This window comes from Kitasatospora sp. SolWspMP-SS2h, assembly GCF_003259315.1.
Taxonomy (GTDB): domain Bacteria; phylum Actinomycetota; class Actinomycetes; order Streptomycetales; family Streptomycetaceae; genus Kitasatospora; species Kitasatospora fiedleri.
On sequence record NZ_QLLT01000026.1, the window covers coordinates 78,519 to 91,721 of the forward strand.

A 13,203-nucleotide genomic window follows, 5' to 3' on the forward strand; every position below is an offset into this window, starting at 1 on the left:
ACCCGCCCTTCGGCGCCCGGCCCTTCGGCGCGCGGTCCTCGGGCCCGCGGTCCCCGGGCGCCCGGTCCTTCGACGCCTCGCCCGGCACCGGCGGCAGGCTGCGGGCGGTGTTGCCCTCCCGGTCGGTGGCCTCGGGCCGGGCGGGCCGGCTGCTCCAGCGAGGGTGCGCGACCTGCCCCGGCTTGGCGCCGGACGTGCGGCCGGGCCGGCCTTGGCGACCGGAGGAGCGGGGCGGGTTGTTGCGGGTCACGGGGGTCGCTTCCTTACGGGAGACAGCGGTGCGGGGACGGATCACGAACGGGGTGGGGCGGGTGGCACGCGGACACGGACGGAACAGCGGACGGACACACGGACACACGGACGGAGCGCGGCGCCGCGCGGCGGGCACGGCGGCCCGCGACGGACCGGGAACGGTCCGCCACGGGCCCATTGAAGGCCATCGGGAGGCCCGACGGGCCGCGCGGGCGCTCAGTCGCGCGGCGCGGCGTCCGACCCGCCCGGGCGCCCGCCGGCCGCACCGGCACCCGGCTCGGCGGGCGGGGCCGGCCGCCGCCGCAGCTCGCCGCGGCGCACCGCGCCGGGCGCGGACCACGCCTTGGGCGCCTTGCGCCGTTCCGAGGACTCCAACTGCCAGGGTACGGACGTCACCATCACGCCGGGCTTGAACAGCAGCCGTCCCTTGAGCCGCAGCGCGCTCTGGTTGTGCAGCAGGTGCTCGTACCAGTGCCCGACGACGTACTCGGGGATGTAGACGGCGACCACGTCGCGCGGGCTGGAGCGGCGCAGGTTCTTGACGTACTCCAGCACCGGCCCGGTGATCTCGCGGTACGGCGAGTCGAGGACCTTCAGCGGCACGTCGAGGCCGCGTTCGTCCCACTCCTCGCGCAGCGCCGCGGTGTCCACCGGGTCGACGTTGACGGTGACGGCCTCCAGGGTCTGGGCCCGGGCCAGCCGGGCGTACGCGAGGGCGCGCAGCGCGGGCTTGTGCAGCTTGGAGACCAGCACGATGGCGTGCACCCGGGTCGGCGGGGTGAAGTCCTCGGGCTCCTCGGCGGCCTTGAGCTCGGCGCTGACCCGGTCGTAGTGGCGGCGGATCGCCTTCATCATCACGAACAGCACGACCATCAGGGCGATCGCGACCCAGGCGTGGCCGATCTTGGTGGCGAGCACCACGATCAGCACGGCCATGGTCATCACCAGGCCGAAGGCGTTGATCGCCCGGCTGCGCTGCATGTGGGCGCGCTTCTTCGGGTCGGTCTCGGTGCGCAGCAGCCTGGTCCAGTGCCGGATCATGCCGGACTGGCTCATGTTGAACGCCACGAAGACGCCGACGATGTACAGCTGGATCAGCCGGTTCGGGTCGGCGTCGAACGCCACGATGAACAGGATCGCCGCACCGGCCAGCAGCACGATGCCGTTGGAGTACGCCAGCCGGTCGCCGCGGGTGTGCAGCTGCCGGGGCAGGTAGCGGTCCTGGGCGAGGATCGCGCCGAGCACCGGGAAGCCGTTGAACGCGGTGTTGGCGGCCAGCACCAGGATCAGGCCGGTGGTCGCCGCGACGAAGTAGAAGCCGGGCGTGAAGTTGGAGAACACCGCCTCGGAGATCTGCGCCAGCACGGTCTTCTGGTGGTACCCGGCCGGCGCGCCGACCAGCTGCTCCGCCGGGTTCTCGGCCATCTGCGTGCCGGTCAGGTGGGCCAGGTAGATGATGCCCATGAACATCGTCACGGCGATGGTGGCCATCATCAGCAGCGTGGTCGCCGCGTTCTTGCTCTTCGGCTTGCGGAACGCGGGCACGCCGTTGGAGATCGCCTCCACGCCGGTCAGCGCCGCACAGCCCGAGGAGAACGCCTTGAGCAGCAGGAACACCAGCGCGAACCCGGCCAGCGAGCCGTTGCCGGGCGTCGCCTCCAGGTGGTACGCGGAGCTCTCGGCGGGCAGCTCCGTGCCGAACCCGAAGTGCCGCACCAGGCCGTAGACCACCATGCCGATGACGCCGACCATGAACGCGTACGTCGGCACGGCGAACGCCGAACCGGACTCGCGCACGCCGCGCAGGTTCATCCCCATCAGCACGACGACCAGGAACACCGACAGCCCCAGCTCGTGCCCGCGCAGCGCGGGCACCGCCGACACCACGTTGGCCACGCCCGAGGTGGTCGACACCGCCACGGTGAGGATGTAGTCGACCATCAGCGCGCTCGCCACCACCAGGCCGGAGTTCGGCCCGTGGTTGACGGTGGCGACCTCGTAGTCGCCGCCGCCGCTCGGGTAGGCGTGCACGTTCTGCCGGTACGAGGCGACCACCGCGAGCATCACGACGGCGACCACGACGCCGATCTGCCAGGAGAAGTGGATCGCCGAGGCGCCGGCCAGCGACAGCGTCAGCAGGATCTCCTCCGGCGCGTAGGCGACGGAGGAGAGCGCGTCCGAGGCGAACACCGGCAGGGCGAGCCGCTTGGGGAGCAGCGTCTCCCCCAGCTTGTCGCTGCGCAGCGCACGCCCGATCAGGATGCGTTTCGGTAGGTCAGCAGGCATAGGCACAGCAAGGAATCGTAAGGGCTCCGACCGGCACCCGGTGCCGCGCGGGGCCACCTTGCTCGCGACCGTGTTCGGCGGACCGGCTAGCGTGTCGACAGAAGGGTTTGCGGGCAACACCGGGTTGCCCCCTCGCGTCGGATCACAGGCGCGGCCGACAAGTGGCTCCCCCAATCGGGGGCACGGAAGGACGATGAGCGGTGTTTACGCAGGTCATGACCCCAACGGACCGGGTGAGGTAGGCGCGTGCACATCGTCATCATGGGCTGCGGACGCGTGGGCTCCGCCCTCGCCAGAGCGCTCGAGAAACAGGGCCACTCGATCGCGATCATCGATCAGGACCCGACCGCCTTCCGTCGGCTCGGCGCGGGCTTCAACGGCCGCCGGGTCACCGGCGTCGGCTTCGACCAGGACACCCTGAAGGAGGCCGGCATCGAGGAGGCGGGCGCCTTCGCCGCCGTCTCCAGCGGTGACAACTCGAACATCATCGCGGCCCGGGTGGCCCGCGAGAACTTCGGCGTCGAGCACGTCGCGGCCCGCATCTACGACCCGCGCCGCGCCGAGGTCTACCAGCGCCTGGGCATCCCGACCGTCGCCACCGTGCGCTGGACCGCCGACCAGATGCTGCGCCGGCTGCTGCCCAGCGGCGCCGAGCCGGTCTGGCAGGACCCGTCGGGCTCCGTGCAGCTCGCCGAGGTCGCGTTCACCCCGGACTGGATCGGCCACCGGCTCGCCGACCTGGAGGCCGCCGCCGGCGTCCGGGTGGCGTTCGTCACCCGGGTCGGCGAGGGCGTGCTGCCCGCCCCGCAGATGGTGGTGCAGGAGGGCGACCTGATCCACGTGATGCTGCGCCGCAACGAACTGACCGCGGTCGAGGCGGCGTTCGCCAAGGGCCCCGAGGAGGCTGGTCACTGATGCGCGTCGCCATCGCCGGAGCCGGAGCCGTCGGCCGTTCGATCGCCGGGGAGCTGCTGGAGAACGGCCACGAGGTCCTGCTGATCGACAAGAACCCGAACTCCATCTCGGTGGAGCGCGTCCCGCTCGCCGAGTGGCTGCTCGCCGACGCCTGCGAGATCACCTCGCTGGACGAGGCCGCGCTGCAACGCTGCCACGTGGTGATCGCCGCCACCGGTGACGACAAGGTCAACCTGGTGGTGTCGCTGCTCGCCAAGACCGAGTACGGCGTGCCGCGGGTGGTCGCCCGGGTGAACAACCCGCGCAACGAGTGGCTGTACAACGAGTCCTGGGGCGTGGACGTCGCGGTCTCCACCCCGCGCCTGATGTCGGCGCTGGTCGAGGAGGCGGTGAGCGTCGGTGACCTGGTCCGGCTGATGCGCTTCTCCCAGGGCAACGCCAACCTGGTCGAGCTGACCCTGGCCGCCGACACCGAACTGGTCGGCACCCGGGTCGGCGACGTGGCCTGGCCGGTGGACACCGCGCTGGTCACCATCATCCGCGCGGGCCGGGTGCTGGTGCCGGGCGGCAGCGACACCCTGGAGGCCGGTGACGAGCTGCTGTTCGTCGCCGCCCAGGAGCGCGAGGAGGAGCTGGAGACGCTGCTGGCCGGCTGACCCGCTCCCGCGACGACGGAGGGCCCCGCGCGGTGCGCGGGGCCCTCCGGTCACTTCTCCGGCTCGTCCTCGTCGTCCGGCTCCGCCTTGATCGGCGGCGGCGCGGTCAGCAGGATCCGCCAGGTCACGTACATCGCCAGCAGCAGCGGCGGGATGCCGAGCGCGACCTTCAGCCAGCCCAGCAGGTTGATGTTGTGGGTGAAGTACAGCGGGAACAGGATCACCGGCTTCAGGCCCATGATCAGCACCCAGGCCCAGGTCGCCCTGGTGTAGGCGGCCAGCCGGCCCGGGTTCTGCTTGCGCCAGGTGAACATCTCGCCGGTGATCGGGCCGAGCATCAGTCCGATCATCGGCCAGCGCACCAGGGCGGAGACCGCCAGCGCCAGGCAGTAGCCGACGTTCCACAGCAGGCCCGGCAGGTAGAAGTCCTCGGCCTTGCCGGTCTTCATCGAGATCCAGGCGCCGATCGCCACGCCGAACACGCCGGAGAAGGCGTGCTGGATGGTCTCCCGGCGGGCCAGCCGGACCACCACGAACACCGCGCACAGCGCGAGCGCCGACCAGGCGGCCACCGGCACCTTGTGGGTGATGTTGAACGCGACGATGTACACCAGGCCCGGCAGCGTCATGTCGACCATGCCGCGGATGCCGCCGAACGCCTTGAGCACCGTCTCGGCGGCCTCCTTGGAGGCGTCGCGCTCCGGCTCGGCACCGACCGGCCCGGGACCGTCCAGCTGCCCATGCCCGCCGGCCGGGCCGTACCCGCCGGGCCGCTCCTCGTCCCGCGGACCGTGCGCGGTCACCCTGGTCGCCTCATTGCTCACGCGGACTCGTTCCCGTGTCCCACCGGACGCAGCTCGTAGCGGGGATTGAAGAGCACGCGGCGCCCGCGTGCGTGGCTGATCCGGCCGCTGGCGATCAGGCGGCGGCCCGGCTCTATGCCCACGATCGAGCGGCGGCCCAGCCACACCACGTCCAGCGCCTCCGTGCCGTCGAACAGCTCGGCCTCCAGCGCGGGCACTCCCGCGCGGGGGCGGAGCGTGACGGTGCGCAGGGTGCCGGCGACGGTGACGACCTCGCGGTCACCGCAGGCGGCGATCGGGGTGCAGCCCGCCTCCGCGGTGTCCTGCCGCAGCTCCTCGGCCTCCAGCTCCTCGGAGGAGGAGGTCAACCGGCTCAGCATGCGGCGGAAACGGCCTTGCGGCTGGTCGCCGATGTTGTCACCACTCATGCCGGAAGGGTACCGGTTCGCCGGTGCCGGGCGGCAGGGCCGCGGGTCCGACCCGCGGCCGGGTCACGGCTCGAAGCGGTAGCCCATGCCCGGTTCGGTGATGAAGTGCCGGGGGTGCGAGGGGTCCGCCTCCAGCTTGCGGCGCAGCTGCGCCAGGTAGACCCGCAGGTAGTTGGTCTCCTTGCGGTAGGCCGGTCCCCAGACCTCCTGGAGCAGCTGGGTCTGGCTGACCAGCCGCCCGGAGTTGCGCACCAGCACCTCCAGCAGGTGCCACTCGGTGGGGGTGAGCCGGACGTCGGCCCCCTGGCGGTTGACCTTCTTCGCGGCCAGGTCGACGGTGAAGCCCTCGGTGGCGATCACCGGCTCGCCCCCGGCGGCGACCGGTTCGGCCCGGCGGACGGCGGCCCGCATCCGGGCCAGCAGCTCGTCCATGCCGAACGGCTTGGTGACGTAGTCGTCGGCGCCGGCGTCCAGCGCCTCGACCTTCTCGTCGGAGGCGTGCCGGGCGGACAGCACGATGATCGGCACCCTGGTCCAGCCGCGCAGGCCGCGGATCACCTCGACGCCGTCCATGTCAGGCAGGCCCAGGTCGAGGACCACCACGTCGGGGTGGCGGGCGGCGGCCAGCTCCAGCGCGCTCGCGCCGTCGTGCGCGGAGTCCACCTCGTACTTGCGGGCCTTGAGGTTGATCACCAGGGCGCGGACGATCTGCGGCTCGTCGTCCACCACGAGGACCCGGGTCATGCGGGACCGGCCTTTCGCTTGTCGGGGGAGCCCCCGTCGGGACTCCGGGGGGCGCGGTCGGACGGCTCGACGGCGGGCGGCTCGACGGCCGGGAGCCCGGCGGTGGGCGGCTCGGCGGCGGGGAGTTCGACGGCCGGGAGCGAGACCACCATGGTCAGTCCGCCGCCGGGGGTGTCCTCGGCGGTGACGGTGCCGCCCATCGCCTCGGCGAAGCCGCGCGCCACCGCCAGGCCGAGGCCGACCCCGGCGCCGCGCGGGGCGTCGCCGTAGCGCTGGAACGGGGCGAAGATCCGCTCCCGGGCCTCCTCGGGGACGCCCGGGCCGCGGTCGACCACCCGCAGCTCGACCCGGCCGTCCCGTTCCAGCAGGTCCGCCTTCACCAGGACGGGTGATCGCGACGGCCCGTACTTGACGGCGTTCTCCACCAGGTTGGCCAGCACCCGCTCCAGCAGCCCGGCGTCGGCCCGCACCATCGGCAGCGACTCCGCCACGTCCAGGCGCACGCTGCCGGGCGGCACGCCGCCGAGCGCGAACGGCACCACCTCGTCCAGGTCGGTGGGCTGCAGCAGCGGGGTGACGGTGCCGGTCTGCAGGCGGCTCATGTCCAGCAGGTTGTTGATCAGGTGGTCGAGGCGGTCCGCGCCGGACTCGATCCCGGCCAGCAGCTCCGCCTCGTCCTCCGGGTCCCACTCGACGTCCTCGGCGCGCAGCGAGGAGACCGCGGCCTTGATCCCGGCCAGCGGGGTGCGCAGGTCGTGCGAGACGGCGGCCAGCAGCGCGGTGCGGATCCGGTTGCCCTCGGCCTCCCGGCGGGCCGCCGCGGCCTCCCCCGCCAGCCGGCGGCGCTCCAGCAGGACGGCCGCCTGGTTGGCGAACGCGCCGAGCATCCGCCGGTCCTCGGCGGGCAGCACCCGGCCGCGCAGCACCAGCGCGAGCCGCTCGCCGACCGGGACGTCCACGTCGCCCTGCTCCGGCCCGGCGGGCGGCCGCGGCCCGACCGCGGCGGCGGCCTGCCACCGGCCGTGCGGGCCGGGCGGGTCGGTGCGCTCCAGCAGCGCCACCGCCTCCTGCTGGAAGGTCTCCCGGACCTGCTCCAGCAGCGCCGTCAGCACCCCCTCGCCGGTGGGCGCGCCGCGCAGCACCGTGCCGGCCAGCGCGGACAGCGTCTGCGCCTCGGCCTGGGCCCGGGCCGCGAGGTGGCTGCGCCGGGCGGCCAGGTCGACCACGGTGGCGACCGCGATGCCGACCGCGGCGAAGATCACCACCGCGGCGATGTTCTCCGGCTGGGCGATGGTGAAGGTGTGCACGGGGGGCGCGAAGTAGTAGTTGAGCGCCGAGGAGGAGACCAGCGCGGAGGCGATCGCCGGGAACAGCCCGCCCACCAGCGCCGCGCCCACCGTCAGCGACAGGAACAGCAGCATCTCGGTGGACAGCCCCGGCCCGCTGGTGCGGGTCAGCGCCAGCGCCAGCAGCGGCGGCCCGGCCACCCCGATCACCCAGCCCGCGACCGTCCTGGTCCGGCCCAGGTCGGTCACCTTGCGGATCGGGATCCGGCCCCGGCCGCGCGCCGCGTGCTCGTGGTTGACCATGTGGACGTCGATGTCCCCGGAGTCCCGGGTCACCGTGTAGCCCACGCCCGGCCCGTACACGTACTGCCAGACCTTGCGGCGGCTGGTGCCGATCACGATCTGGGTGGCGTTGACGCCGCGCGCGAAGTCCAGCAGCCCGGCCGCCGGGTCGTCGCCGAGCACCGGGTGGAAGCTGCCGCCCAGGCTCTCCACCAGCGCCCGCTGCTCGATCAGCGCCCGCGGGGAGGAGCCGGACAGCCCGTCGGAGCGCGAGATGTGCACCGCCAGCAGCTCGCCGGCGCTGTTGCGGGCCGCGATCCGGGCCGCCCGGCGGATCAGCGTGGCGCCCTCCGGGCCGCCGGTCAGGCCGACCACGATCCGCTCCCGGGCCTGCCAGGTGCCCTGGATGCCCTGCTCGGCCCGGTAGCGCTGGAGGTACTCGTCGACCCGGTCGGCCGTCCACAGCAGCGCCAGCTCGCGCAGCGCGGTCAGGTTCCCGGGCCGGAAGTAGTGCGCGAGCGCCGCGTCCACCTTCTCCGGCGCGTACACGTTGCCGTGGGCGAGGCGGCGGCGCAGCGCCTGCGGGGACATGTCGACCAGCTCGATCTGCTCGGCCCGCCGCACCACCTCGTCCGGGACGGTCTCCCGCTGCCGGACGCCGGTGATGCCCTCGACCACGTCCCCCAGCGACTCCAGGTGCTGGATGTTGACGGTGGAGACCACGTCGATCCCGGCCGCCAGCAGCTCCTCGACGTCCTGCCAGCGCTTGGCGTTGCGCGAGCCCGGGACGTTGGTGTGCGCGAGCTCGTCGACCAGCGCGACCGCCGGGTCGCGGGCCAGCACCGCGTCCAGGTCCAGCTCGGTGAACTCGGCGCCGCGGTGGGTCGCCGTCCGGCGCGGGACGGTCTCCAGCCCGTCCAGCAGCGCGGCGGTGCGGGCCCGGCCGTGGGTCTCCACGAAGCCGACCACCACGTCCGCGCCGCGGCCGGTCCGGCGGTGCGCCTCGGCCAGCATGGCGTAGGTCTTGCCGACGCCCGGGGCCGCCCCGAGGTAGATCCGCAGCCTGCCGCGGGCCGTGTGCACCATGCTCCGAGCCTACGGTCCACGATCGCAATATCCGCTGATCAGACGGGCCCGGGCGGAGAATTGACGACTTCTTGACGCCCGCCGCCGCCGTTCGGGTCACAATGCCGGGGTCAGCGAACGACCCGAGGAGGAACCACCATGCGCGGACTCGTACTCGGCGGCGGCGGCCTCGCCGGCATCTCCTGGGAGACCGGCCTGCTGCACGGCCTCGCCGAAGCCGGACTCGACCTCCCCGCCACCACCGACCACGTCCTCGGCACCTCGGCCGGCGCCACCGTCGCCGGACAGCTCGCCTCCGGCCTGCCGCTCGCCGAGCTCTACCGCCGCCAGGCCGACCCGGCCGCCCAGAACCACGAGCTCGTCCCGCCCGCCGAGACCGTCGGCGCGCTCTTCGAGACCTTCCACCAGCTGGTCACCGAGATCACCGACCCCGCCGAACTCCGCCGCCGCGTCGGCGAGTTCGCCCTCGCCGCCGACACCGTCCCGGCCGCCGACCGGCGCGCCGTCATCGCCGGCCGCCTCCCCGGCCACGACTGGCCCGCCTGGCCGCTCACCCTCACCGCCGTCGACGCCGGCACCGGCGAACCCCGCACCTTCGACCGGCACAGCGGCGTCCCCCTGGTCGACGCGGTCGCCGCCAGCTGCGCCGTCCCCGGCATCTGGCCCACCGTCGAGATCGACGGCCGCCCCTACATGGACGGCGGCACCCGCAGCTCGAACAACGCCGACCTGATGACCGGCGAGCGGACCGTCCTGGTCCTCGCCCCGGTCGTCGACCTCTTCCTCACCGCCGAACTCGCCCGCCTCGAAGCCGCCGGACAGCGTGTCCTCGCCGTCTCCCCCGACGAGGACTCCCTCGCCGCGGCCGGCCCCAACCCGCTCGACACCGCCGTCCGCACCCCCTCCGCCGAAGCCGGCCGGGCCCAGGGCCGCCGGATCGCCGACCAGGTCCGCGCCCTCTGGACCAGCTGAGCCGTAGGCCCGGAGGGGACGTTCCACCCCTCCGGGCCTACGGCTCCACGATCCGGCCGGCCCGCAGCTCCAGGACCCGGTCGGCCAGCGCCGTCACCCCCTCGCTGCGCATCCCCTTGCTGCGCACCACCGCGCGCAGCAACTGCACGATCGCCGGACCGGTCTCCGAGTCCAGCTGCCCGGTCGGCTCGTCCGCGATCAGCAGCGCCGGATCGTTCGCCAACGCCCGCGCCACCGCCACCCGCTGCTGCTGACCGCCCGACATCTCAGTCGGCCGCCGCTCCGCGTGCTCCGCCGGCCCGACCATCGCCAGCAGCGTCCGGGCCCGCTCCTCGCGCTCCCGCACCGCCACCCTGCGCAGCCGCATCGGCACCCCGACGTTCTCCGCCGCCGTCAGCACCGAGACCAGGCCGAACGGCTGGAACACGAACCCGATCCGGTTCCGCCGCAGCTCCAGCCGGCCCGCCTCGTCCAGCCCCGCCAGGTCCGTCCCGGCGATGCTGATCCTCCCCGCGGACGGCGTGTCCAGCCCGCCCACCAGGTTCAGCAGCGTCGTCTTGCCCGAACCCGGCCGCCCGCGCAGCGCCGTCAACTCCCCGGCCCGCGCCGTGAACGACACCCCGCGCACCGCGTGCACCGCCCGGTCGCCCTCCCCGAACGTCCGGTGCACGTCCTCCACGACCACCATCGCGCCACCACTCATCCGTGCACCTCTTCCTCGGCCCGCCACACCGCGATGTGGTCCTCTTCCCACGCCGACCGCACCCGGCGGCTGCGCCGCGACACCCCCGCGGAGTCCACCGGCAACTGCGACCGGCCCACCCAGTCCAGCCTCCGCAGGGCCTCCACCTCGACCCCCTCGGAGCGGTGGAAGCGCACCGGGCTCCCGCACACCACCGTCCCCGCCACGGGCGGCGGCCAGGGCTCGGCCCCCCTACCGCGCAGCTCCGTGAAATCCGCCCCGACCCCCACGCCGCTCCCCCTCCGGCCTCGGACCGGGAGCCCCACGGCTCGGTACGGCCTCGTCCCCCGGGCCGGCGCCGAACCGGACGGGCGGGGCGGTCCCCTGTTCCGCCCCGGCCGACCGATCCAGCGCACCCGGCGACCGCCACCCGCACGGTGACGGCCCCACCACTCCAACGCCGCCCGCAGCAGGGGGGTTGCACGGGTTCTCGAACTTTTTTCGAAACCTCCCATCCTCTCCCCGCCGTCCGCCCGGCACCGCCACCGCTGTTGCCGCTCAGCCGACCGGCACGACCGGCGTCTCCGTCCCCGCCACCGGCTCACCCAAGGACAGGAACTCCGCCGCCGAGACCCGGAACGCCTGCGACAACCCCACCTCCGGCACCACCCCGCGCCCGCCCCGACACACCGTCAGCACCGCCACCATCGACCCCCGGACGTGCACCGCGACCTCCTCCGCGCGCACCGAGGGCTGCCACAGACCCAACGCCGCCACCCCGACCGACCGCTCCTCCACCGCCCAGCCCGCGCCCGACCCCACGCACTCCCCACCCGCCAACAGCCGGGCCCCGGCGACCTCCGCGTCCGCCACCGTCCGGAAACCCAGCACGTACTGGTGCGCCGACGCCGCCAGGTCCCCACCGTCCGTGTACGCCTCCCCCCACACCCGCACCGCCCCCGCCGACGCCACCAGGCCCGACACACACCCCTCCCTGAGGCCCGCGCCCCACTGCGCCGACGCCGACGCGGACGCCGGTGCCGGTGCCGAGCGCGACGGCCCGGAAGCGGACACGGGGGTGGACGCGGACGCAGAGGTGGACGCGGAGGCCGGCGCGGACCAGGAGGGCGATGCACCGGCGGCACTCGCCGACGGGGACACCGCCGTCCACGGGCCGTACCCGCCCAGTACGCTCGGCATCCGCGCCGCCCCCAGCGCCAACGCCCGTACCTCTGGCTCCGCCGACGCCAGCGACAGCAACTCCCCGGCCGGAACCGACGCCCCCGCACTCGCGCTCGTGCTCGCGCTCCCGCTCGCCGACGGCAGTGGCGGCAACGGCAGCGCCAACGTCACCGTCTCCTTCGGACGCGGCAACGCCGACTGCTCCACCGGCACCCCCGCCGCCCCGTGCCCGCCCTGCAACGGCACCACCGCCACCGCCGTCCACAGCACCGCGCCACCCAGCACCCCCGCCCCGGCCACCGCACCCGCCCGCCGCCGGCGCTTGCGCCGCGCCCCCCGCCGGGCCACCTCCGTGCTCTCCGGCACCGGGACCCCCAGCACCACCTCACGCCGCAGCCCGTCGAACATCGCCTCCAACCGGGCAGCCCCGATCGCCGGACGGTCCTCCGTCTCGTCCACCTCCGGTACCTCGGACCTAGACATGCGACCCGCAGTCCTCCGCCACCCGCGCCCGTCCCTCCGTCAACTCCACCGCGACCGGCCCCCCTTCGGCACGGCCGACCCCCGCCACCCGCTGCTCCCGCTCACCCGCGGCAGCCGCCCGAACCGGCCGCAGCGACGCGACCACCGGCTCCTCGACGACCACCTCCGGCTCTTCCCCCAACAACCCCGCCAACGCCTGCCGCCCCCGGTGCAGGCGCGCCTTCACCGTCCCCACCGGCACCCCCTCGTCCGCGGCGATCTCCGCCACCGAACGACCCCCCATGTGGTGCCACACCAACGCCGACCGCTGCGCCTCCGGCAACTGCCGCAACGCCTCCACCAACGCCACCGTCTCCGGTCCGGGCCCCGGAACCGGCGACTGCCCGTCGCCGTGCCGGATCCAGCTCTGCAACGCGGTCCGGGCCCGCCGCCACCGGCTGATCGCGATCCGCTGCCCCGTCAACCGCACCCAGGCCACCGGATTCTCGTGCGACACCAGCCGCCCCCAGTGGTTCCAGGCCCGGACGAACGCCTCCTGGGCCGCGTCCTGTGCCTCCCCCAGATCACCCGTCAGCGCGTACAGGTGCGCCACCAGTTGCCCGTACGCCGCCTCGTAGAACGCCCGAAAGTCGTCGTCGCCCCGCTCGGCTCTGCCACCGGGCCCCTCGCCCTGCTCCACGACCATGACGTCACAGTGTGCCGTGCACCGCCCCACCCGGCAATACTCCGCTGCCGCCGGCCTATTCCGCCCTCCATTCCGTCCCGGACATGCAGAAAGGGCCCCAGCCGTGAGGCTGGAGCCCTTTCTTTGAAAGATTGTTCGGCGGCGTCCTACTCTCCCACAGGGTCCCCCCTGCAGTACCATCGGCGCTGTGAGGCTTAGCTTCCGGGTTCGGAATGTAACCGGGCGTTTCCCTCACGCTATGACCACCGAAACACGGTGAAACTGTGCACCGCCCACCCGTGGCAGGGCGGGGGTCGTTGTTTCAGAACAACACAGTGGACGCGAGCAACTGAGGACAAGCCCTCGGCCTATTAGTACCGGTCAACTCCACCCCTCACAGGGCTTCCATATCCGGCCTATCAACCCAGTCGTCTACTGGGAGCCTTACCCTCTCAAGGAGGTGGGAGTGCTCATCTCGAAGC

12 protein-coding genes and 1 rRNA gene are annotated in these 13,203 nt (G+C 73.7%); 3 read left to right on the top strand and 10 right to left on the bottom strand.

Going from position 1 to position 13,203, the window contains the following annotated elements; genetic code table 11:
• Nucleotides 1-468: 468 nt before the first annotated feature.
• Entirely contained in the window at nucleotides 469-2,538 is a 2,070-nt protein-coding gene (locus tag K353_RS27395) for an APC family permease (protein ID WP_111556200.1), read from the bottom strand.
• Nucleotides 2,539-2,784: 246 nt separating this feature from the next.
• On the opposite strand from K353_RS27395, the gene K353_RS27400 reads away from it, so the two are divergent.
• On the top strand, nucleotides 2,785-3,453 hold the full coding sequence (locus K353_RS27400; protein WP_111556201.1) for a TrkA family potassium uptake protein: 669 nt from the start codon (nucleotides 2,785-2,787) through the stop codon (nucleotides 3,451-3,453).
• The gene (locus tag K353_RS27405; RefSeq protein WP_111556202.1) at nucleotides 3,453-4,109 is read left to right on the top strand and encodes a TrkA family potassium uptake protein; all 657 of its coding nucleotides are present in this window, start codon (nucleotides 3,453-3,455) and stop codon (nucleotides 4,107-4,109) included. The genes K353_RS27400 and K353_RS27405 overlap by 1 nt, the downstream gene beginning before the upstream one ends.
• Nucleotides 4,110-4,159: 50 nt before the next feature.
• Here K353_RS27405 and K353_RS27410 read toward each other — a convergent pair whose 3' ends face one another.
• The 4 genes from K353_RS27410 to K353_RS27425 all read right to left on the bottom strand — a co-directional run bounded on the left by K353_RS27410 (nucleotide 4,160) and on the right by K353_RS27425 (nucleotide 8,738).
• A complete protein-coding gene (locus K353_RS27410; protein ID WP_199528262.1) occupies nucleotides 4,160-4,933 on the bottom strand; it encodes a DUF3159 domain-containing protein in 774 nt (257 codons plus the stop codon).
• A complete protein-coding gene (locus tag K353_RS27415) occupies nucleotides 4,930-5,340 on the bottom strand; it encodes an OB-fold nucleic acid binding domain-containing protein (protein WP_100836172.1) in 411 nt (136 codons plus the stop codon). Before K353_RS27415 ends, K353_RS27410 begins: the two co-directional genes overlap by 4 nt.
• A gap of 63 nt (nucleotides 5,341-5,403) precedes the next feature.
• Nucleotides 5,404-6,084: a response regulator gene (locus K353_RS27420; RefSeq protein ID WP_111556203.1), complete on the bottom strand. Its 681-nt coding sequence runs from the start codon at nucleotides 6,082-6,084 to the stop codon at nucleotides 5,404-5,406.
• Nucleotides 6,081-8,738 (bottom strand): sensor histidine kinase KdpD, encoded by a 2,658-nt coding sequence (locus tag K353_RS27425; RefSeq protein WP_233533861.1) that lies wholly within the window; start codon nucleotides 8,736-8,738, stop codon nucleotides 6,081-6,083. The genes K353_RS27420 and K353_RS27425 overlap by 4 nt, the downstream gene beginning before the upstream one ends.
• Before the next feature lie 138 nt (nucleotides 8,739-8,876).
• On the opposite strand from K353_RS27425, the gene K353_RS27430 reads away from it, so the two are divergent.
• On the top strand, nucleotides 8,877-9,710 hold the full coding sequence (locus K353_RS27430; RefSeq protein ID WP_111556204.1) for a patatin-like phospholipase family protein: 834 nt from the start codon (nucleotides 8,877-8,879) through the stop codon (nucleotides 9,708-9,710).
• A gap of 37 nt (nucleotides 9,711-9,747) precedes the next feature.
• On the opposite strand, the gene K353_RS27435 is transcribed toward K353_RS27430, so the two are convergent.
• From K353_RS27435 to rrf, 5 genes are all read right to left on the bottom strand, one after another.
• Nucleotides 9,748-10,413: an ABC transporter ATP-binding protein gene (locus K353_RS27435; protein ID WP_111556205.1), complete on the bottom strand. Its 666-nt coding sequence runs from the start codon at nucleotides 10,411-10,413 to the stop codon at nucleotides 9,748-9,750.
• Nucleotides 10,410-10,589, bottom strand: coding sequence for a hypothetical protein (locus K353_RS27440; protein WP_199528263.1), 180 nt, complete (start codon nucleotides 10,587-10,589; stop codon nucleotides 10,410-10,412). The genes K353_RS27435 and K353_RS27440 overlap by 4 nt, the downstream gene beginning before the upstream one ends.
• Nucleotides 10,590-10,950: 361 nt before the next feature.
• A complete protein-coding gene (locus K353_RS34545) occupies nucleotides 10,951-12,057 on the bottom strand; it encodes a hypothetical protein (protein ID WP_158585497.1) in 1,107 nt (368 codons plus the stop codon).
• Nucleotides 12,050-12,742, bottom strand: coding sequence for a SigE family RNA polymerase sigma factor (locus K353_RS27450; protein WP_111556211.1), 693 nt, complete (start codon nucleotides 12,740-12,742; stop codon nucleotides 12,050-12,052). Before K353_RS27450 ends, K353_RS34545 begins: the two co-directional genes overlap by 8 nt.
• A 133-nt stretch (nucleotides 12,743-12,875) precedes the next feature.
• Nucleotides 12,876-12,992, bottom strand: a 5S ribosomal RNA gene (gene rrf, locus K353_RS27455).
• Nucleotides 12,993-13,203: the final 211 nt, after the last annotated feature.